The 19,582-nt window shown below is 43.4% G+C and carries 17 protein-coding genes; 8 read left to right on the top strand and 9 right to left on the bottom strand.

All coding sequences use genetic code 11. The features are described 5' to 3' along the window. Positions 1-7: 7 nt before the first annotated feature. Positions 8-226 (top strand): translation initiation factor IF-1, encoded by a 219-nt coding sequence (gene infA, locus R7M92_RS05970; RefSeq protein ID WP_001040192.1) that lies wholly within the window; start codon positions 8-10, stop codon positions 224-226. Positions 227-359: 133 nt separating this feature from the next. Here infA and clpA read toward each other — a convergent pair whose 3' ends face one another. Beyond that, entirely contained in the window at positions 360-2,627 is a 2,268-nt protein-coding gene (gene clpA, locus R7M92_RS05965) for an ATP-dependent Clp protease ATP-binding subunit ClpA (RefSeq protein WP_005387879.1), read from the bottom strand. Positions 2,628-2,677: 50 nt separating this feature from the next. Continuing rightward, positions 2,678-2,998, bottom strand: coding sequence for an ATP-dependent Clp protease adapter ClpS (gene clpS / locus R7M92_RS05960; protein WP_005378419.1), 321 nt, complete (start codon positions 2,996-2,998; stop codon positions 2,678-2,680). A 704-nt stretch (positions 2,999-3,702) separates the two neighbouring features. Between clpS and cspD the strand changes: the two genes are divergently transcribed. Next, a complete protein-coding gene (gene cspD, locus R7M92_RS05955) occupies positions 3,703-3,921 on the top strand; it encodes a cold shock domain-containing protein CspD (protein ID WP_005378407.1) in 219 nt (72 codons plus the stop codon). Positions 3,922-4,106: 185 nt separating this feature from the next. Here cspD and R7M92_RS05950 read toward each other — a convergent pair whose 3' ends face one another. Then, positions 4,107-6,332, bottom strand: coding sequence for an NADP-dependent isocitrate dehydrogenase (locus tag R7M92_RS05950; RefSeq protein WP_170890547.1), 2,226 nt, complete (start codon positions 6,330-6,332; stop codon positions 4,107-4,109). Between the two features lie 311 nt (positions 6,333-6,643). On the opposite strand from R7M92_RS05950, the gene R7M92_RS05945 reads away from it, so the two are divergent. Continuing rightward, positions 6,644-7,345, top strand: a complete 702-nt coding sequence (locus tag R7M92_RS05945; RefSeq protein ID WP_262596592.1) for a pseudouridine synthase — start codon at positions 6,644-6,646, stop codon at positions 7,343-7,345. An 85-nt stretch (positions 7,346-7,430) separates the two neighbouring features. Here the strand turns inward: R7M92_RS05945 and R7M92_RS05940 are convergent, their stop codons facing one another. Both R7M92_RS05940 and R7M92_RS05935 read right to left on the bottom strand, forming a co-directional pair. Continuing rightward, a complete protein-coding gene (locus R7M92_RS05940; protein WP_017634732.1) occupies positions 7,431-8,108 on the bottom strand; it encodes a DUF2057 family protein in 678 nt (225 codons plus the stop codon). A 76-nt stretch (positions 8,109-8,184) separates the two neighbouring features. Then, the gene (locus R7M92_RS05935; RefSeq protein WP_005378424.1) at positions 8,185-9,264 is read right to left on the bottom strand and encodes a porin; all 1,080 of its coding nucleotides are present in this window, start codon (positions 9,262-9,264) and stop codon (positions 8,185-8,187) included. A 515-nt stretch (positions 9,265-9,779) separates the two neighbouring features. Here R7M92_RS05935 and dinG point away from each other — a divergent pair. The 5 genes from dinG (at position 9,780) to xthA (ending at position 14,262) form a co-directional block, all read left to right on the top strand. Beyond that, entirely contained in the window at positions 9,780-11,855 is a 2,076-nt protein-coding gene (gene dinG, locus R7M92_RS05930; RefSeq protein WP_053303240.1) for an ATP-dependent DNA helicase DinG, read from the top strand. A gap of 14 nt (positions 11,856-11,869) precedes the next feature. Further along, a complete protein-coding gene (locus R7M92_RS05925) occupies positions 11,870-12,655 on the top strand; it encodes a sulfite exporter TauE/SafE family protein (RefSeq protein ID WP_138940022.1) in 786 nt (261 codons plus the stop codon). Then, positions 12,652-13,197 (top strand): primosomal replication protein, encoded by a 546-nt coding sequence (locus R7M92_RS05920; RefSeq protein ID WP_005378431.1) that lies wholly within the window; start codon positions 12,652-12,654, stop codon positions 13,195-13,197. The genes R7M92_RS05925 and R7M92_RS05920 overlap by 4 nt, the downstream gene beginning before the upstream one ends. Further along, the gene (rsmS, locus tag R7M92_RS05915; protein WP_047100850.1) at positions 13,197-13,361 is read left to right on the top strand and encodes a pleiotropic regulatory protein RsmS; all 165 of its coding nucleotides are present in this window, start codon (positions 13,197-13,199) and stop codon (positions 13,359-13,361) included. Before R7M92_RS05920 ends, rsmS begins: the two co-directional genes overlap by 1 nt. Positions 13,362-13,455: 94 nt before the next feature. After that, on the top strand, positions 13,456-14,262 hold the full coding sequence (gene xthA, locus R7M92_RS05910) for an exodeoxyribonuclease III (RefSeq protein WP_005387861.1): 807 nt from the start codon (positions 13,456-13,458) through the stop codon (positions 14,260-14,262). A 96-nt stretch (positions 14,263-14,358) separates the two neighbouring features. Here the strand turns inward: xthA and R7M92_RS05905 are convergent, their stop codons facing one another. The 4 genes from R7M92_RS05905 to R7M92_RS05890 all read right to left on the bottom strand — a co-directional run bounded on the left by R7M92_RS05905 (position 14,359) and on the right by R7M92_RS05890 (position 19,501). Next, complete coding sequence (locus R7M92_RS05905; RefSeq protein ID WP_318132942.1) at positions 14,359-17,073, bottom strand: ImpA family metalloprotease; 2,715 nt, start codon at positions 17,071-17,073, stop codon at positions 14,359-14,361. 154 nt (positions 17,074-17,227) lie between these two features. Further along, positions 17,228-17,905, bottom strand: coding sequence for an ABC transporter permease (locus tag R7M92_RS05900; protein ID WP_005378435.1), 678 nt, complete (start codon positions 17,903-17,905; stop codon positions 17,228-17,230). Positions 17,906-17,908: 3 nt separating this feature from the next. Beyond that, on the bottom strand, positions 17,909-18,649 hold the full coding sequence (locus R7M92_RS05895; protein WP_005378436.1) for an ABC transporter permease: 741 nt from the start codon (positions 18,647-18,649) through the stop codon (positions 17,909-17,911). Positions 18,650-18,730: 81 nt separating this feature from the next. Continuing rightward, a complete protein-coding gene (locus R7M92_RS05890) occupies positions 18,731-19,501 on the bottom strand; it encodes an ABC transporter substrate-binding protein (RefSeq protein WP_005378437.1) in 771 nt (256 codons plus the stop codon). Between the last annotated feature and the right edge of the window lie 81 nt (positions 19,502-19,582).

Here is a 19,582-nt window from a genome sequence, read left to right as displayed (position 1 = left end):
GGATTAAATGGCTAAAGAAGACGTAATCGAGATGCAAGGCACAGTCCTTGACACTCTACCAAACACTATGTTCCGTGTTGAACTTGAAAACGGTCACGTTGTGACTGCTCACATCTCTGGCAAGATGCGTAAGAACTACATCCGTATCCTAACGGGTGACAAAGTAACTGTAGAGATGACTCCATACGACCTGTCAAAAGGCCGCATCGTCTTCCGCGCTCGTTAATCTCTGATTTTCGGATGCAATAAAAAACGGAGCAAGCTGCTCCGTTTTTTATTGCATAATTTTTTCCGATTTAGTTCAGATAAAAAAGCGCACGATCTTCTCGTACGCTTTTGCGTTTGTTACCGACTAACGATTAATGCATCGCTGTCTCTTTCTCACTTAAGTATTCAAACTCAAGCGTATCGTTGACCAGCGTTACCTTCACTGTACCGCCGTCAACTAAAGATCCGAACAACAGTTCGTTAGCCAAAGGCTTCTTAAGCTGTTCTTGGATAACACGCCCCATTGGGCGAGCCCCCATAGCTTTGTCATAACCTTTATGTGCTAACCAATGGCGAGCGTCTTGCGATACTTCCATTGAAACGCCTCTCGCATCAAGTTGCACTTGCAGTTCGACAATGAACTTATCAACCACTTGATGGATAACGCTTTCATCAAGGCTATTAAACCAGATGATGTTATCAAGACGGTTACGGAACTCAGGAGTAAACACCTTCTTAATTTCCGCCATTGCATCGTGACTGTTGTCTTGTTGAATCAAACCAATTGATTTCTTCTCGGTTTCCGCCACTCCTGCGTTAGTTGTCATAACAAGAATGACATTACGGAAGTCTGCTTTGCGACCATTGTTGTCCGTTAGCGTACCGTTATCCATGACTTGCAACAGCAGGTTAAAGATATCAGGGTGCGCTTTTTCAATCTCATCAAGTAATACGACTGAATGTGGGTGCTTAATAACAGCATCAGTTAGCAAACCACCTTGGTCATAACCGACATAACCAGGAGGCGCACCAATTAAGCGACTTACGGAGTGACGCTCACCATACTCAGACATATCAAAACGAAGTAGCTCGATACCTAGAAGCTTAGATAACTGCACCGTCACCTCTGTTTTACCAACCCCTGTTGGGCCTGCAAACAAGAATGAACCAACAGGTTTGTTGTCTACACCCAAACCTGCACGTGTCAGCTTGATCGCCTCGGACAATGCATCAATCGCATTATCTTGACCAAATACCAACATCTTCATTTTGCTATCTAAGTTTTTCAAAATGTCTTTATCTGAAGAAGAAACCGACTTCTCTGGAATTCGCGCCATTTTGGCAACCATTGATTCGATATCAGCCACTCCGACCGTTTTTTTACGACGGCTTGCAGGAGCAAGACGACTACGAGCACCAGCTTCATCAATGACATCAATGGCCTTATCTGGTAGATGGCGTTCATTAATGTATTTAGCCGACAGTTCTACCGCGGCACGCAGTGCTTTATTGGTATAACGTACTTCATGGTGAGCTTCGTACTTCGGCTTCAAGCCCATCAAGATTTTAGTTGTATCATCCAATGAAGGCTCTACAACGTCTATCTTTTGGAAACGGCGAGACAACGCACGCTCTTTCTCGAAAATGTTGCTGTACTCTTGGTATGTCGTCGAACCAATACAACGCAACTTACCGCTACTTAAAAGAGGCTTAATAAGATTTGCTGCATCGACTTGACCACCAGATGCCGCGCCTGCACCGATGATGGTATGTATTTCATCGATGAACAAAATGGCATCTTCTTCTTTTTCAAGTTGTTTCAAAATCGCCTTGAAGCGCTTTTCAAAATCACCGCGATATTTGGTACCAGCGAGCAAAGAGCCAATATCTAGTGAATAAATCACGCTGTTTTGAATAACCTCAGGGACCTGCCCTTCGACAATTCGCCATGCAAGACCTTCCGCAATGGCTGTTTTACCAACCCCTGCCTCACCCACTAGTAGTGGATTATTCTTGCGGCGTCGACAAAGTACCTGAATAGTGCGCTCTAACTCTTTATCACGTCCAATGAGTGGGTCGATGTTTCCATCTTTAGCGACTTGATTAAGATTCGTCGCAAAGCTTTCTAGGCGTTCTTCAGAATTAGGCTCTTCAACACTTTCTGAGCTAAACGAGTCTGATGATGAATCCTCACCTGCACCTGATGCTTTAGTAATACCATGGGAGATGAAGTTAACAATATCTAATCGGGAGATGTCATTTTTCTTCAGTAAGTAAGCGGCATGCGACTCTTGCTCACTGAAGATAGCAACAAGCACGTTGGCGCCTGTTACTTCATTACGACCAGACGACTGTACATGAAAGACGGCGCGTTGTAGTACACGTTGAAAACTCAAAGTCGGCTGCGTTTCACGCGTCTCATCACTATCTGGGATAAGAGGCGTAGTTTGATCGATGAAAATATCGAGTTCGTTGCGTAAAGCGTCAAGATCCGCCTTACAAGCTAGAAGGGCTTCCTTAGCTGCATCATTTTCCAACAATGCAAGTAGGAGGTGTTCGACAGTCATAAACTCGTGGCGTTTGTCGCGCGCCCGAGCAAATGCACCGTTAAGGCTTGACTCTAGTTCTTTATTTAGCATAAGTACCTCCCGAAAAAACAACTGGGGTTGTTCGAGCAAGTCTTCTTTGTTTACGCTTGCTCCATAGTGCAAAGTAGCGGATGTTCATTTTCCCTTGCGTACATCGTAACTTGCGCTACTTTTGTTTCGGCAATTTCTGCGCTGTATGTGCCGCAGATTGCCTTTCCTTCATAGTGGACCTGAAGCATGATTTGAGTTGCTTTATCAATATCATGTGAGAAAAATCGCTCAAGCACCTCTATGACGAAATCCATAGGTGTATAGTCATCATTATTGAGTACGACATTGTACAGCTTAGGTGGCTGGACTTTCGTACTTTCTCGCTCCAGAAGATCAGAGTCCGGAGTGACCCATTCAAAATTTTTACTCATGGCAATCTAAAGATATCGTATCAAAGGGTTGATGTTTTCGACCTATAAAAACAATCTACCACAAGCGTGCAGCGCGGTGTAGTGAGTTATGGCACCGAATTCGATCTTTGATCGATAAAAGTTGCTACCTAATATAGAGACTAATGCACGTCTTGATACGGCGCAAATAAAAGATGCTTGTCGATAAGTTACACATTTTTTCTTATAAAAGAACTTTCTATTTATTGCTTTCGGACTATTGCAAACCGCCCCATCATCTTCTATCTGGATCACACTTCCTCATTGAGAATACGGTAATTATCACGAAAACTTCATTTTTTATTCAGTCAGAGGATTCTTCTACCATAAGCAACACGGACAGTATGGCTTTTTCAGTATGAACCACTTCATAGGCAAATTGACTAAACTTCTGCGTATATACGAAAAACTGTTTGCAAATTTGTTAATCTCAAAAGTGATTTGTTTTCAATTATGTTTCTGTTTGTTGCTCACTGCTATTGACTGTCGAAATTCATTGACTACAGTGGAAAGTGTCGATGCATAAATCATCATTTTGAAACCTCTCTTCTTTAAGTGGTTTGATGAATGTGACTTATCATTGATTTGACGTTTGTTGGCATTCGCTGACAATGGTAGTACCAAGTTAAAGGTATAACTTGGTTGCAGTAACAACATCAGTAAAAAATGCATGAGGGATGTAAAGCATGGCTACAGGTACAGTAAAGTGGTTTAACAATGCCAAAGGATTTGGGTTTATTTGTTCAGATGAAGAAGAGGGAGATATCTTTGCCCACTACTCAACTATCCAGATGGACGGTTATCGTACACTGAAAGCAGGCCAACAAGTCTCTTACGAGATTGAAAAAGGTCCCAAAGGCTGTCACGCGAGTAGCGTCGTGCCTCTTGAAGGCCAAGCCAAATAATTAGAGCGCTGTCGAAATATAAAAATATTGCTCTCGAAACGCCACGTTGATGTTTTGAAGAGAAAAATAAACCCGCCAAGATAGCGGGTTTCTTACTATTTAGAGCACGTGTTACAAAAGGAACACTTACAACGCACTTACAGGATAGGAAACACGCCGAAAACGACGTGTTTTTTAACACTAACTTACTTGTTAATGATTGCGTTAAAGGTTTCGCTTGGACGCATCAATTTAGAAACCAATGCATCGTCTAGTAAGTAGTAACCTCCTAGCTCACCTTTCACGCCTTGCGCATTATTTAGCTCAGCAACGATCGTTTCTTCCTGCTCAGACAGCGCTTTTGCAATTGGTGCAAATTCAGCAGCAAGATCCGCATCATCCGTTTGCTCTGAAAGCGCTTTCGCCCAGTAAAGTGCAAGATAGAAGTGGCTTCCACGGTTATCTAGCTCACCCACTTTGCGTGACGGAGATTTGTTGGTGTCTAAAAACTCACCGGTCGCTTTATCTAGTGTATCTGCTAGAACCTGAGCCTTAGGATTGTTTGTCGCTACACTTAAATGCTCTAACGACGCTGCAAGCGCTAGGAACTCGCCCAAAGAATCCCAACGAAGGTGATTCTCTTTTTCTACTTGTTGAACATGCTTAGGAGCAGAACCACCAGCGCCTGTTTCAAATAGACCACCACCATTCATCAATGGAACAATAGATAGCATCTTAGCAGACGTACCTAACTCTAGAATTGGGAACAAGTCTGTTAGGTAGTCACGAAGAACATTACCTGTAACAGAGATAGTATCTAGGCCCGCTTTCATACGCTCTAGTGAGTACTTACAAGCTTCAACAGGAGATAGGATCTTAATCTCTAGACCGTCAGTATCGTGATCTGGTAGGTAGGCGTTTACTTTCTTGATGAGTTCAGCATCGTGCGCACGGTTTTCATCTAGCCAGAATACAGCTGGAACACCTGTTGCACGTGCGCGAGTCACTGCTAGTTTAACCCAATCTTGGATTGGTGCGTCTTTAACCTGACACATACGGAAGATATCACCTTCTTCAACCGCTTGCTCTAACAGTACGTTATCTGAAGCATCAACAACGCGAACAGTACCCGCAGCGTCTAGAATGAATGTCTTGTCGTGAGAACCATACTCTTCAGCTTTCTGAGCCATTAGACCAACGTTAGGTACGCTACCCATAGTGGTTGGATCAAATGCGCCGTGCTCTTTACAGAAATCAATAACCGCTTGGTAAATACCTGCGTAGCTACGATCTGGAATCATCGCTTTGGTGTCTTTTTGTTTACCATCTGGTCCCCACATTTGACCCGAAGAGCGAAGCATTGCTGGCATAGAAGCATCTACAATAATGTCACTTGGTACATGTAAGTTTGTGATACCACGATCAGAGTCAACCATCGCAAGTTCTGGTTGAGTTTGGTAAACCGCTTGAATGGCCGCTTCAATTTCTGCTTTTTGCGCTTCAGGTAGAGACTCAATTTTTGAGTAAACATCACCGATGCCATTGTTTACATCAACGCCTAGCTCTTCAAACAGCTTACCGTACTTATCGAAAACGTCTTTGTAATAAACTTTTACTGCATGACCGAAAATGACAGGGTCAGAAACTTTCATCATCGTCGCTTTCATATGAAGAGACAGCAGCACGTCTTGTGCTTTCGCTTCAGCAATCTCTTTCTCGAAAAATTCAACCAACGCCTTCTTCTTCATTACTGAAGTATCAATGACTTCTTTATCTAGTAATGGGAACGCAGACTTAAGCTCTTTAACTGTACCATCATTACCGACAAACTCGATTTTGACCTCTGTTGCACCAGAGATAGTTGTAGACTTTTCGCTACCAAAGAAGTCATTGTCTGACATGCTCGCAACATGAGACTTAGATTCTGCTGACCATGCACCCATTGAGTGTGGGTTTTTCTTCGCGTAGTTCTTAACCGAAGTCGGAGCACGACGGTCTGAGTTACCTTCACGAAGTACTGGGTTAACCGCACTACCTTTGATTTTGTCGTAAGCCGCTTTAATCGCTTTCTCTTCGTACGTGCTCGGCTCTTCTGGGTAGTTTGGTAAATCGTAACCTTTCGCCTGAAGCTCTTTAATCGCCGCTTTAAGCTGAGGAACTGAAGCTGAAATGTTAGGTAGCTTGATGATATTTGCTTCTGGAGTTTGAGCTAGTTCACCAAGCTCAGTCAACGCATCGCCAATGCGCTGTTCTTCTTTTAGATGCTCTGGGAAGTTAGCGATAATTCGACCTGCTAGTGAAATATCACGAGTATCTACATTGATGCCAGACGATGCTGTGAATGATTGAATGATTGGTAGTAATGAATAAGTTGCTAGCGCCGGCGCTTCATCAGTGATGGTGTAGATAATTGTAGGTTTTTCTGTAGGCATGAAATTTCCCTATTTTTTAATCAACTTGTTGGCTGATCAACTCAGCGTCTGAGTTGGTTTAATTGACGCATTGCTGCACGTTAGCAGTACATGTCTCCTCACTAACGCCACATGCGGTTCGCACTCTTTGTTGTAGTTTGAAGCTCTAAGCTCTGAATCCATGAGTGCACTGATATAATTAAACAAATAACACGAATTAGTCTATCATTCTGTGCGCGTTTGTTAGTTTTAGGCGCGCAAATCATATCCGATCATGAGAAAACTTAAAACTTTCAAACACAGTTCATTTACATTTTTGCAGGGTAGTTAACATGTCATCTCGTACAGGTCAGGAAAAAGGTCGCAGTCGTAACCAGTCTAAAACGGGCCATTTTAAACACTCAGGAGCTCGCAATGGCTCGAAGACTCGTACTCAGCAAGACCGCCGCCCTAATCGCCCAACAAAAAGCCAAAAGCCAAAAGTGACCCCTAAAGATCGTAAAGTCATTATTTTCAATAAGCCTTACGATACGCTCAGTCAATTTACCGATGGCGATGGTCGCAAAACGTTAGCGGACTATATCCCAATCAAAAATGTCTATGCGGCTGGCCGATTGGACCGAGACAGCGAAGGTTTGATGGTACTCACTAACGATGGCATCTTGCAGGCGAAGTTAACGCAGCCAAAGTCAAAATCGCCGAAGACTTATTGGGTTCAAGTTGATGGCGCTCCTCAGGAGCAAGATCTTGAAAAATTGAGAAAGGGAGTAGAGCTAAAAGATGGTATGACTCTACCGGCCGAAGTTGAAGTAATTCCAGAACCACAAGTCTGGGACAGAACCCCTCCGGTCCGTTTTCGAGCAAATATCCCTACAACTTGGTTAGCCATTACCATTATTGAAGGAAGAAATCGTCAGGTACGTCGCATGACTGCGCACATTGGCTTCCCTACTTTGCGCCTCATTCGTCATTCGATGGGTGATATCGTCCTTAACGACCTAATGCCTGGTGAATGGAGAGAAATCTCTCTCTAATAAGCAGAAAAGATAAAAGCAGGCTTAAAGCCTGCTTTTTAGATTCGTACTTTTTCAGTTAAGCCCTATCTAATGAACTAAGGGATTACTGCTCAGCAAGCCAGTTTTTAAATGCCTCTTTTTCCGCCGGAGACGCTTTCTGGTACATCGTCTTTAATACATCAACCATTGGGCTGTCGTTCGATGCGGCTGTTGAACGGGTATCACTAGTCTCAACTCGAGGCTCGATATCACTTACTGATTGTTGATGCTGATTCACAGTTACATAACTAACGGCAACACTCGCGATACCGCCAGCAATATTGTAGTTGCGAGATTCTTGAGGGTAATTACGACCAATTTGAACACCATCTGACTCTAATACATCTTCGACCAAAGCAATAGGTTGGCCTTTGGTATCCAGTAATTGCCAATCTAGAGGCGAGATGTTGTTTTGCGCTTGGCGAAGAGTTTTAAACTCTGGCAGTTCAAACGTTAGCTTTTCGTTTTCAGCATCAAATTTAGCAACGATTACATCACTGTAAACCGTCTTAAGGTTTTCGTTAATTTCGAATGTAGGTTGATATTTGAAGACAATTTGATTCGTTCCGTCAGGTAGTTCGATTGTCTTCTCACTAGAAAAAAGACCACCTTCTAGATCTGGCTTCTCCATGTTGACGGCCAATAACTTCACGTCTTCTGGAACCACTAAAGTCGTTGCAGCGTAGAGGTTTGTACTGGCAAAAATAGACAGTGCCATTGCCACTTTTAATGATAACTGCATAGAATTTTTCATCCTTATCTTCATAGTAAAAGACCCAGCATATAGCTGGGTCTTACAATATCAAACTGGGTATTGATTACCAGTAGAAACGAGCACCAACACCGAAGTTAGTTGCGTCGTCTGTGTCTTTGTTGTCGAAGTCAGTACCTTCGAAAGTGTAACCCGCTTCTGCGAATACACGTGCCCATTTAGAGAACTTGTATTCAACACCAGCGTAGAACCAAGAGGAGTCTGCGTCTACTTTACCTGCTTCGTCAGTAGACTGAGCTAGGTACTCGTAACCAGAGTATAGAGTTGTTTTAGGAGCAACAGCGAACATACCAGCTACAACGATGTAGTGTGAATCAACTGTTGATTTACCTAGCTTATCTTCGTTTTCGTTGTAGTAGTACGTAGCACCTAGAGTGTGCTCGTTTAGTGCGTACTCAGCAGTTACTTCAAAAGATAGGTTTTCGTTATCAGTACGCTCTGTGTGAGAAACTGTTTGCTCTACACCATTAAGAACTAGTTTTTTCTCTTTAGTTACGTTGATGTCGTTGTTCGCAGTAAGTACACCAGCGTGTAGAGATAGGTCGTTGAAAGATTTACCAACGAATACTTCTAGTACTTCTTCGTTAGAATCTTTTTCGCCTAGCGCGTAACCAGCTTTTAGCCAGAATGCGTCATTTTCGTAAGCGTATTTGATTTGAGAATCGTTGTTCCAAGCGTGACCGTATGCAGTTTCCGCTGCGTTACCACCGAAGAAGTAAGAGTAATCTGCGAAGTATACGTCATCAGCCCAAGTACCTTCTTTACCGAAGCGAAGAGTACCCATATCACCCATATCAAAACCGATGATGTGGCGACGTACGTATACAGAGTCATCTGTACGCTCGCTTGAATCAGCACCTGCGTCGTAGTTGTCACCTAGAGCAACACCGATTTCAACTTCACCCAGAACTTTTAGGCTTTCGTCAACAACGTAAACCGCGTTCACACCAGTACGAGAAGAGCTAGTGTTTAGCTCTGCTGTGTGATCAGTTTTTTCTGTGAATAGAAGAGTTGGACGTAGCTGACCGTAGAAATCTACAGAACCTTCTTCAGATTTGAATACTTCAGCTGCGTTCACTGAAGTTGCAGACGCAACTACAGCTAGTGCTAATAGAGTTTTTTTCATAATTAATCCACTGCCTTTTCTTAGTTCGGGATATCCTTGTCCGGTTCCCTTTTTTTATATGTTTGAGGTAGAGCGTTAACAAAACGTTATACAGCACCTCCTCAAAATCTGGAGCTAAGAGTGCAAAAGATTATTCTGGCTGTCAAATTTTCTAAATACCAATGTAAAAAAAACAAAATACCATTACAAAACAACAACTTGATAAGCTTACCTTTATTTATTCGACGAACATCTAACCAATCTCCATTATTATTTGTAATTTACAAAATTATTAACAAATGGTTTTTTAATCCAATAAGTAAATTTAAAAAAAACAAAAAAAGAATAAAAACCTACAAATAAGACCAAGTTGGAGTTTTATATTTTTCATATAATGAAATTAATTTCATTAAGATAAGGTTCAATATTTTTTTGTGAAGGAGATCTACATTCCTTATAAAAGCATTCCGTTTTGTGAACTACTGTACAACTAGTGATGTGTGCTACTATTCGCCTCCAACGCATTTGAGGCCCGTATGCTGACCAGTAACATTCAAAAATCGATTCGTAATAGCTATCAAAACCTTCAAGATCAACTTGATAACTTTGTGCCTAGAAGAGCACAAAACTACCTTGTTGCAGAGATTGCAAAAACGCTGTGCGGTCAGTATCACAAATCTAACCGAATACTCGTTGCAGAAGCAGGGACTGGAATTGGTAAATCGCTCTCTTATCTAATGGCGACCATTCCCGTGGCTGTACATAACAATAGGAAAGTGGTTATCTCAACGGCGACCGTCGCTCTGCAAGAGCAGCTCATAAATAAAGACCTCCCTCTTTTTCGTCGGATTACCGACCGAGAGTTTTCTTTTATTTTGGCAAAAGGCCGTCAACGCTATTGTTGTGCAGAAAAGCTCGCCACTGCTAGCGGTGCTGATGGTGGCCAGTTAGCCATGTTTGAAACCAAACCTAAGCAAAAAGATATAGAGCTGTTAGAAACAATGCATCGCTCTCTTGCGCAAGGTAAATGGGACGGTGACCGTGATTCTTGGCCTAAACCCATCGACGATAAGCTTTGGCAACTGATTGTCAGTGATAAACACAGTTGCAATAACAGTTTACCAGGCCACCGCGGCTGCCCATTCCAAAAAGCGCGCTCAGAGTTGGATAAAAACGATGTCATCATTGCTAACCACTCTCTCGTCATGGCAGACGCAGATTTAGGTGGCGGCGTGATTTTACCTGAGCCAGAAAACACGATATACGTCTTCGACGAGGCACATCACTTACCTCACGTCGCTCGTGACCATGCTTCAGCATCTGCGAGTTTAAAAGGTGCGGCAGCATGGCTTGAGAAGTTAAATCAGTCGATTAGTAAGTTTTCATCACTCGCAGACGAGAAACGCGTAGCTCGATTTCGCAATGACCTTCAAGACGCGGTTCAGAACTTGATACCGGCACTGACTCAATTGCCCAAACAGTTCGACCCAGCTCAATTTGAAGAGGGTATCTACCGCTTCGAACACGGTGAACTACCTGAGTGGCTAGAGAACCAATCCAAAGAACTAAAACAGTTCAGTAAAAAAGCAAATCAGAGTGTGGCAAAAATTGCCGACCTTATTGCGGAAAGAGTAAAAGACGGGGAGCTTGCGACAAGGTTGGCTGAACCAGCGCTTGCAGAGCTCGGTTTCTACATTCAAAGGTTAGAAAACCTAGCGCAAGTATGGCATTTAATGGCTGAACCAACTCGTGAAAAAGGTGCGCCTTTAGCTCGCTGGTTAGAAACCCACCCCGATCGCGAGGGTGATTTCATTGTGAGTGTTTCGCCACTTGAAATTGGATGGCAACTCGACCAACAGATTTGGAGCAGATGTATTGGCGCCATTTTGGTTTCCGCAACGATGCGTGCATTAAACTCTTTCCATTACTTTTGCCATCAGGTTGGTATTGATGGAAAACCAGAATCAGGCACTCAGTTTTTAGCGCTTGCGTCACCATTCGATTACCAAAACCAGGCAGAATTACTCATCCCTGCGATGAAATATGAACCACCAGCGCCTCAATTTACTGAATATCTTATTGAGATCTTGCCTAAGTACTTGGAAGACAAGAAAGCCAACTTAGTATTATTCTCATCCTATTGGCAGATGAACCAAGTCGCGAAGGCACTCTCTTCGGAGTTCATAAAAAAAGGCTGGGCGTTGCAAGTTCAAGGTGAAAGCTCACGTCAAGAAATTCTAAAAAAACATAAAAAGCTAATAGAATCAAATAAAACCAGCATCTTATTTGGTACTGGCAGTTTCTCTGAGGGGCTAGATTTACCTGGCGAATTACTTGAAAACTTGGTGATTACAAAAATTCCATTTGGCGTTCCAACCTCCCCTGTTGAGCAGGCTCATTCCGAATACATTGAGAAAAAAGGAGGAAACCCGTTTATGCAAATAACTGTACCAGACGCAAGCAAAAAGCTGATCCAGAGCGTAGGTCGCTTACTGCGTAAAGAGAGAGATTCTGGTAGAGTAACGATTCTTGATCGACGCCTAGTCACTAAGCGATACGGACAAGCCTTAATCGACTCACTACCTCCATTTAAACGTAAAATAGAATATTAGAAGAATCACCATTTATGGAAATGATTGAGCCAACCATGCTGTTGGTGTTGGCGCTTGTCGCTTTTGTCGCTGGATTTATTGATGCAGTTGCCGGTGGTGGTGGCATGCTTACCGTACCTGCTCTACTTTCGCTAGGCTTGCCGCCTCATATTGCACTAGGCACCAATAAACTTGCCGCTACCTTTGCTTCTTCTACTGCAGCATTTACGTACTACAAAAAACGTCTATTCAAGCCTCAATGCTGGCGGCGTGCATTCGTGGCGACACTCGTCGGAGCGACATTAGGTACGCTATTTGTAGATGCGATTAGTACAGATTGGCTGGAAAAAGGATTGCCGCTTGTTATTTTGGCGGCAGCGTTGTATACCGTTTTTCATAAAACGCCCCACTCTGCTCATCAAAGTCCAATACCCGAGCCTTGCCCCAAACTTCATAAAAAACAGTACATACAAGGCTTATCAATCGGATTCTACGACGGACTCGCAGGGCCTGGAACTGGGGCTTTTTGGACAGTAAGTTCAATGGCGCTGTACCGGCTGAATATCTTGCTCGCCTCTGGCTTAGCAAAAGCAATGAACTTTACCAGTAACTTTACCTCTTTGATCACTTTTGCATTCCTCGGACATATCAACTGGGTGCTAGGCTTAACAATGGGAGTATGTTTAATGGCTGGTGCTTTTGTTGGCGCGCACTCCGCTATTAGATTTGGTTCTAAATTCATTCGTCCTGTATTTGTTACTGTCGTCAGCATACTAGCCATTAAATTGGCTTATGACGCATGGTTTGTAGGTTTGTCATGAACATTTCTCAACTCCAGGAAAATCTAGAACAAATGGCGAAGCAAGCCGCTGTTCTTGACCGTCAAAGAGGCGAACATCATGTTCCGCTTTTTGATGAGCGTTTATTTGGTTGCCGCTCTCGCTTACTTACTCCTTGCGTAAAAGAAGCAAAAGCCACGCTGGATGCGATTGTGCGTGAGCAAAATGAAGGTAAGCTCACCGCTTTGCGTGCTGAGTACCTCACTGAACGGTTAGTGGCGCAAATCGGTGCGATTCAACGCGAGATTTCTACCACTAAAATTCGTAAGAATGAAATCAAACATAGCAGCCATTTCCGTAAGCCTATCAACGTGCTTTATCAGGAGCTCGCTCAACACCAAGAGTGGGCAAGACGCTTGCGCGAGATGGTGTTAGAAAAAGAACGTGCTGTCGAAAGCGCTCCGAGTTTTATGCGTGCCGACGCTCAAAAAGTATTACTAGCAACCGAGCAACGTTTAGCGCGTTGTGAAGCAGCACTTCTTAAGCTAGAGAACCAAATTACACATAGGGAAAAACATCAATAATGGCTGATCAACCAACCTCGCCTTTAGATGACGCACCTGAAGAGATCAAACTGGCTGTCGATTTAATCTATTTGCTTGAGAGCAATGAGATAGATCCAGAAATTGCGCTTAACGCTTTAAAGATCGTGCAAAACGACTTAGAAAACAAATTAAAAGCAAAGTAGCTCAGAGCGTTTCACTCCTTTCACCGAGACTCATTTTCAGTGCTCTTACACAATGATACTATTCATAAAAAGTACGCCCCCAAAAGGATAAATAATGAAAGTAATCAGCTTTAACATCAATGGACTACGTGCGCGACTGCACCAACTCCAAGCGCTAATCGACAAACACCAACCTGATGTGATTGGTCTTCAGGAAATTAAAGTTCACGATGAAGCATTCCCGATTGAAGCTGTCGAAGCCATGGGCTACAAAGTGTATTTTCATGGTCAAAAAGCACATTACGGCGTAGCAATGCTTTGTAAGCAAGAGCCTCTACACGTACAAAAAGGGTTCCCGACGGATAACGAGGAACATCAAAAGCGCATGATCATGGCAACGTTTTTAAATGAAAACGGCGAAAAGGTCACTGTGCTAAACGGCTATTTCCCTCAAGGGGATAACATCAGCCACGAAACCAAATTCCCATACAAGCGCCAATTCTATAAAGATCTGATGACCTACCTAAACGATCATCACAATAACGACGAGCAATTGATTGTTATGGGTGACATCAACATCAGCCCTATTGATGCAGATATCGGTATCGGCGAGCCAAACCGTAAACGTTGGCTAAAAACAGGTAAATGTTCATTCCAACCTGAAGAGCGCGAATGGTTGAAAGCCTTACTAGACTGGGGCTTTGTGGACACCTTCCGTAAGCTATACCCAGAGGTGAACGATCAATTTTCGTGGTTTGACTACCGTTCTCGCGGTTTTGATGATAACCGTGGCCTACGAATTGATGTCATTTTGGCAACCCCTTCTCTAGCGGAAAAGTGTATTGAATCTGGTATCGACTATGAGCTTCGTGGTATCGAGAAGCCTTCAGATCACGCACCAATCTGGTCAACATTTAAGTAATATATTGCAAAGCTATAAGCGAGACTCAACGCTAAGCTTAGTCCAATAAAAAGGGAGACTCAGTCTCCCTTTTTCATACAAATTACCACTTAATCACTAATTCAGCGGCCAAACCGTTTGACCATCAATAGTTATCGGTGTTTGAGCAAATTCGTTCAGACAGTAGCCTGTATTACTACTTGCAAAGTAAGTGAGCGGCATCGGCGGTAGATTCAGCGCCACAACCTGCTGTTTCGCTTTTTCTGTGAACGAGAACCCCCACATATCGAGATAGCTAGTCATATCTCGCTGAGAGATGTAGCTCAGAGCAATAAGCAACCAGTCGTTGTTCGAGATGCTATTTGCTTCTTCCCGAGAGTAGTTGGCAAAACCAATGCTCAATCGTCTCTCATCCCAAAGCGCGTCGTCCGATTTTAAGCGGTTAAACTCACGTTCAATCAGGTGCAAGCGCGCCAATAAATGCCAACCATTTTTAAGCACACCTTCATGCTGCGCCGCCATCATCATTTGAATGTAAACACGAGCGCCCCAACTCCAACTGGTTTGATTTTGCGCAGCCATGTATGCGTTTGGATCCGCTTGAGTTCGGCTAGCTTGCAATAATTCAAACTGGCCTTTGAAATCCAAGCTTTGGCAAGTTGAAACTTTTCCCGTATTCTGGAAGAAACGAGACTTACTGTAATACGAGTAGTAATTGGTCGTTGAATGCCCTTCCCAGCCTGAAAATCGGAATCGACCTTTTTCTAAACCATGACCAAGCTCATGTAAATCACCGTGGCCGAGTGGGCTGAATGACCAGTAAGCATCGTAAGGGTTACCCGAACAACCATAACCACACGTCGCTTGGTCAGCGTTCATGTGCTTCACTATATCAATATTGGCGATTTCCCAACCTTGGTTTTGGGCGTATTGAATAATTTCAGGCACTTCATCTATGCCCGGCCCTTGGAAACCTGCCAGCACATGCGGGTAGTTGTGAACATATTCTTCTGTTGCAAGCGCCATTTCCGAAGGGGTAGACCACATTTCATCGTTGACCGACTCCAACATTTTGTCGCGCTTTGAGTGTACTTCAAACCCAGGAGTGATCAGCTCAGCCCAATCGAATAAATTGGCTTCTAACTGTTGAATAAAAGCGTCGTTGTCCTTCTCACTTCTCCAAACTGGATGCTGTGCCACATGATTAAATTTCAGTTCAACCGGAACATCATTTTTGTCAAAGTGAACCTGTACTGGACCACCATAAGGAGAAGTCAGCGTGATGGTTTCACCCGGCTTCACTTCATAGCCGAATGAAGTCAGCAGTTTTGGTCGCGTGTATCCATCTTTGCTGAACTCATGAGTTGCACCACTTCTTAAAGTGTTGATGACAATCTTAGTCGCCACATCATTGCTGTCATTACGCTTAACCGTAAAGGTTTCCCCAGGAAGCGCATACACACCAGCCGAACGGAAGTTACGCTTTGATTCCATATTAATCGTTGCACTGATTCTCTTTATGTCAGGGCTAAACTCACTACGGCTGAAGTTCCCCATATTTGGTTGTTTTGGGTTTACGCTTCGGCTGTTGTATTGCACGTAATCGGCAAAGTACGACTTTAGGAATTCGGTCATTTGGGTTGATTGTTTGTCCATCGGGAAGACAACCGTTTGACGATAATGATCAGCCAGCAATACCATGAGTTTTTCGTATTGGTAGCCGTTTTGATTAAACAAATCTACTTTTTGTTCATCAAGCTTTTGCAACCAATGGCGAATGCTGTTTGCCCCTGCATAAAATTGACTGTCCATATTCGCAGTGTCAGGGCAGGATTTGTCATCACACTTTGACAAGTCAACGTTGAAATTTTGAGATTCAAAACGAGACAACAGCGCTTGTTGTGTGATGACAGAGTCCGGCACAACGTTCATCAACGATGAAGGTTCCCAGTCGACCAAGCCTAACTTACGCCAATAGTTATCTCCCACATAATCAACATGGAATTTTTCCAAAATGTCTTGGCCAAGATCAGTTAGTCCTCCATCCCAATGCAGGTATAGAACAGGAATTTGGGCTTGCTCAGCGTATTCCAAAGCTTCGAGTACTGGTTTGTTGGTATCTCCAGATTGCAGATGCTGTGACAAGATCAATAAGTTTGGAGTATTGGTTTGCAAGCAGCTAAGTAGCTTCGAACCATCGCATAGGTTGGCCTCGTTAAACGCCAACTCTTGTGAAACATTGTCTTTCAGCCAATTCCGAGTCGCTTGCTCATCCGGAAAGTAATAAGACTGATCCATTTGCGCGATGACGACGTTTGAAGTAACTCCGCCCGACAACCAAGTGACCAGGTTACTTAACCATTTCGTCATCGCTGCGTTGGAAGAGTCGGGAAAACGTTGTGCCGTTCTAAATGGGTTACTACCTAATAGTGCGTAACGTTGACCATTAGACTTTTCCCCGGCAACGCCAATTGACAGAGCTTGATCTTTGTAACCGCTTGCCATGGCCTTATTGGTCATCAAGATGGTGTCGTTGAAGCCATACTGAGGTGCCAAGATCGCAGCATCATGGGTTGGATCCCAATAAAGACCTGAAAGGTTTTTCGCAATTGCAGATTTGATCGAATTCGACTGCATCTTGTGGGCTTCTACAACCTGACGACTTTCTCGAATGAAATCGCTCGGGTCAGAAACGAGCAGTGCATTACCAGTTTCAAGAGCTTGTTGAACTGGAGCTGGCGTTGGTTTTACTTGAGCATTAGGTTGTGATTCTCCCTCTCCACATCCTGTGGCTAAGGCGGCAATGCCCAACGATAGAATTGTTTTTTTCATTTTTACTTACTAAACAATGAGTTTACCGAATGTTAATGTAAGTTGATGAATAATAAGAAAGAGTCTTTTACATCGACTGGAAAAATAGGAATGAAGATAACAAAATTATCAAAAGCAATAGCACCCACTCCGATGCTATTGCCTCTATTGATAATTAGCTTAAAGGACGCAGATAAGCTAAGAAACGCTTCTCTGCCACTTTGAAACACCACAAGATCATAAACGTCAGTGCCATGTAGAACAGCCCCGCCGTCAGGAAAGACTCAAATGGTGCATAGTAGCGCGAGTTAACTAGACGCGCAGCACCAGTTAAATCCATGATGGTAACGATGCCCGCGACTGCACTTCCGTGCAGCATAAATATGACCTCGTTTGAATAAGCTGGTAATGCTCGACGCAATGCACTCGGCAAGATAATACGTCTATATGTCATAAACTTACTCATGCCATATGCTTTCGCAGCTTCCACCTCACCTTTCGGCAAACCATTAATCGCACCACGAATAATTTCTGCGGTGTAAGCCGATGTATTAAGAATAAAAGCGACCAGAGCACAGAACCAAGCGTTCTCCCACAAGGTATCTTTCACAGGGAAAAACTGATCCATGCCGTAGTAAATCAAATACAGCTGAACCAATAGCGGCGTTCCACGGAAAAAGTAAATGAATCCCCAAGAAGGTAAGCTTAGAGCGTAATTGGTACTATTGCGTGCCACGGCTAATGGGATAGAGACACACAAGCCAATAACCAATGCTAATCCCACTAACCAAACTGTTGTCCAAAGTCCCTGAAGATAAGTTGGAAAGCTTTCAATAATCAAAGAAAAGTCCATAACTTACCTCGCATGAATACTGAACTTACGCTCAACAAGCTTGAGTAGCCCGGTCGAAACGCTGGTAAAAAATAGAAAGATGAGCGCGACAGCCATGTAAAAGGTGAACGGCATTTTCGTTGTACCTGCTGCCAATGAGCTCATTCTCACCATGTCATCCAGACCAATAATGGAAACTAACGCTGTGGTCTTAAGTAACACTAACCAGTTATTACCAAATCCAGGTAATGCATGACGAATCATCTGAGGAAGTAAGATTCTTCTAAACGATAAAGCAGAACTCATCCCATAAGCTTTCGCCGCTTCTAATTCACCCTTGTCCACCGCCATGATCGCTCCACGAAAAGTCTCCGCCATGTAGGCGCCAAAGATAAAACCAATCGTGAGTACACCAGCTATAAATGGGCTGACATCAATATAATCAGGTAAGTAAGACGTCCATTCATGGTTTGGATCACTCGAGGCAAACCACTCGTTGAGCGTTTCGTTGATGGAGTAAAGGCTGTTATTTAAAAGTATTTGTCCACCAAAGAAAATTAGCATCATCAGAACCAAATCTGGAATGCCGCGAATGACGGTGGTGTAAAGAGTGGCAATCGCCCTTGCCCATTTGTAAGGCGCTAACTTAGCTAATGCGCCAAGCATGCCTAAGACCATGGCGAGAATGAGTGAAAGCACTGCAACTTCTATTGTTACTAAAGCTCCTTTCAAAATCGAAGCTTCGTATCCTTGTAAATCTAGCATAGGTGAGTTCCTAATCCCTAAACTCAAAAAATCGACCGTTGACTACTTCTAGGAACAAGCCAACGGTCGCTTAATTACGGTTTATTCACCGTACACATCGTAGTTAAAGTATTTACCAGCAATTTCTTGGTAAACACCTTTCTCACGTAGTGAAATAATTGCTGCGTCGAGTTTCTTCGTTAGATCTTTGTCTTGTTTACGAACAGCGATACCCATACCTTCGCCAAACCATTTTGGATCGGTTAACGATGGTCCAACAAACTCATAAGCTTCGCCACCTGCTTTGTTGATCACACCCTCTTCTAGAGCAGAAGCATCACCTAAAACAGCAGCAATTCGACCATTTTCTAGATCAAGATACGCTTCATCAAAAGAGCCATAACGCACAATTTCAACATCATCGCCGTAGTTGTCAGTTAAGTACTTGTCATGTGTCGTCGCACGTTGCACGCCAATTTTGACATCTTTAAGATTATCAAAATCTAGACCCGCACCTTTCTTAGCGATAAATTTATTTGGAATTTGTGCGTACTTGCCAGTGAAATCGACTTTTTTCTTGCGCTCTTCAGTGATAGACATTGCTGCGATGATGGCATCGTACTTACGTGCAAGCAGAGAAGGAATAATACCATCCCAATCTTGAGCGACGATTTTGCACTTCACTTGCATCTCTTCACAGAGTGCATTTGCCATGTCTACGTCAAAGCCTTTTATTGAGCCATCAGTTTCTGTCCAGCTAAACGGAGGGTAAGCACCTTCGATACCAAAGCGAACTGTTTTCCATTCTTTCGCTTGGGCAACACCTGATACTGCCGTTGCAGCAATCGTTGCTGCTAATAACCACTTTTTCATTTCCATACTCCTGTGATTGCTATTTTATTTCGTTTTGTTTGTTGTGTTGGCTTAGGAGGCAATAGTCTGCCGCCTAACAAA

The organism is Vibrio sp. Vb2880 (assembly GCF_033337975.1).
Classification (GTDB): domain Bacteria; phylum Pseudomonadota; class Gammaproteobacteria; order Enterobacterales; family Vibrionaceae; genus Vibrio; species Vibrio alginolyticus.
This window is presented reverse-complemented; position numbering and strand designations above follow the sequence as displayed.

Excerpts from the sequence above, each read along its gene's own strand:
- R7M92_RS05925 (WP_138940022.1), top strand. The coding sequence starts at position 11,870 with ATGGAAATGATTGAGCCAACCATGCTGTTGGTGTTGGCGCTTGTCGCT.
- clpA (WP_005387879.1), bottom strand. The coding sequence starts at position 2,627 with ATGCTAAATAAAGAACTAGAGTCAAGCCTTAACGGTGCATTTGCTCGG.
- rsmS (WP_047100850.1), top strand. The coding sequence starts at position 13,197 with ATGGCTGATCAACCAACCTCGCCTTTAGATGACGCACCTGAAGAGATC.
- R7M92_RS05890 (WP_005378437.1), bottom strand. The coding sequence starts at position 19,501 with ATGAAAAAGTGGTTATTAGCAGCAACGATTGCTGCAACGGCAGTATCA.
- dinG (WP_053303240.1), top strand. The coding sequence starts at position 9,780 with ATGCTGACCAGTAACATTCAAAAATCGATTCGTAATAGCTATCAAAAC.
- R7M92_RS05940 (WP_017634732.1), bottom strand. The coding sequence starts at position 8,108 with ATGCAGTTATCATTAAAAGTGGCAATGGCACTGTCTATTTTTGCCAGT.
- R7M92_RS05900 (WP_005378435.1), bottom strand. The coding sequence starts at position 17,905 with ATGGACTTTTCTTTGATTATTGAAAGCTTTCCAACTTATCTTCAGGGA.
- R7M92_RS05945 (WP_262596592.1), top strand. The coding sequence starts at position 6,644 with ATGTCATCTCGTACAGGTCAGGAAAAAGGTCGCAGTCGTAACCAGTCT.
- infA (WP_001040192.1), top strand. The coding sequence starts at position 8 with ATGGCTAAAGAAGACGTAATCGAGATGCAAGGCACAGTCCTTGACACT.
- cspD (WP_005378407.1), top strand. The coding sequence starts at position 3,703 with ATGGCTACAGGTACAGTAAAGTGGTTTAACAATGCCAAAGGATTTGGG.
- R7M92_RS05950 (WP_170890547.1), bottom strand. The coding sequence starts at position 6,332 with ATGCCTACAGAAAAACCTACAATTATCTACACCATCACTGATGAAGCG.
- R7M92_RS05935 (WP_005378424.1), bottom strand. The coding sequence starts at position 9,264 with ATGAAAAAAACTCTATTAGCACTAGCTGTAGTTGCGTCTGCAACTTCA.
- clpS (WP_005378419.1), bottom strand. The coding sequence starts at position 2,998 with ATGAGTAAAAATTTTGAATGGGTCACTCCGGACTCTGATCTTCTGGAG.
- R7M92_RS05920 (WP_005378431.1), top strand. The coding sequence starts at position 12,652 with ATGAACATTTCTCAACTCCAGGAAAATCTAGAACAAATGGCGAAGCAA.
- R7M92_RS05895 (WP_005378436.1), bottom strand. The coding sequence starts at position 18,649 with ATGCTAGATTTACAAGGATACGAAGCTTCGATTTTGAAAGGAGCTTTA.
- R7M92_RS05905 (WP_318132942.1), bottom strand. The coding sequence starts at position 17,073 with ATGAAAAAAACAATTCTATCGTTGGGCATTGCCGCCTTAGCCACAGGA.
- xthA (WP_005387861.1), top strand. The coding sequence starts at position 13,456 with ATGAAAGTAATCAGCTTTAACATCAATGGACTACGTGCGCGACTGCAC.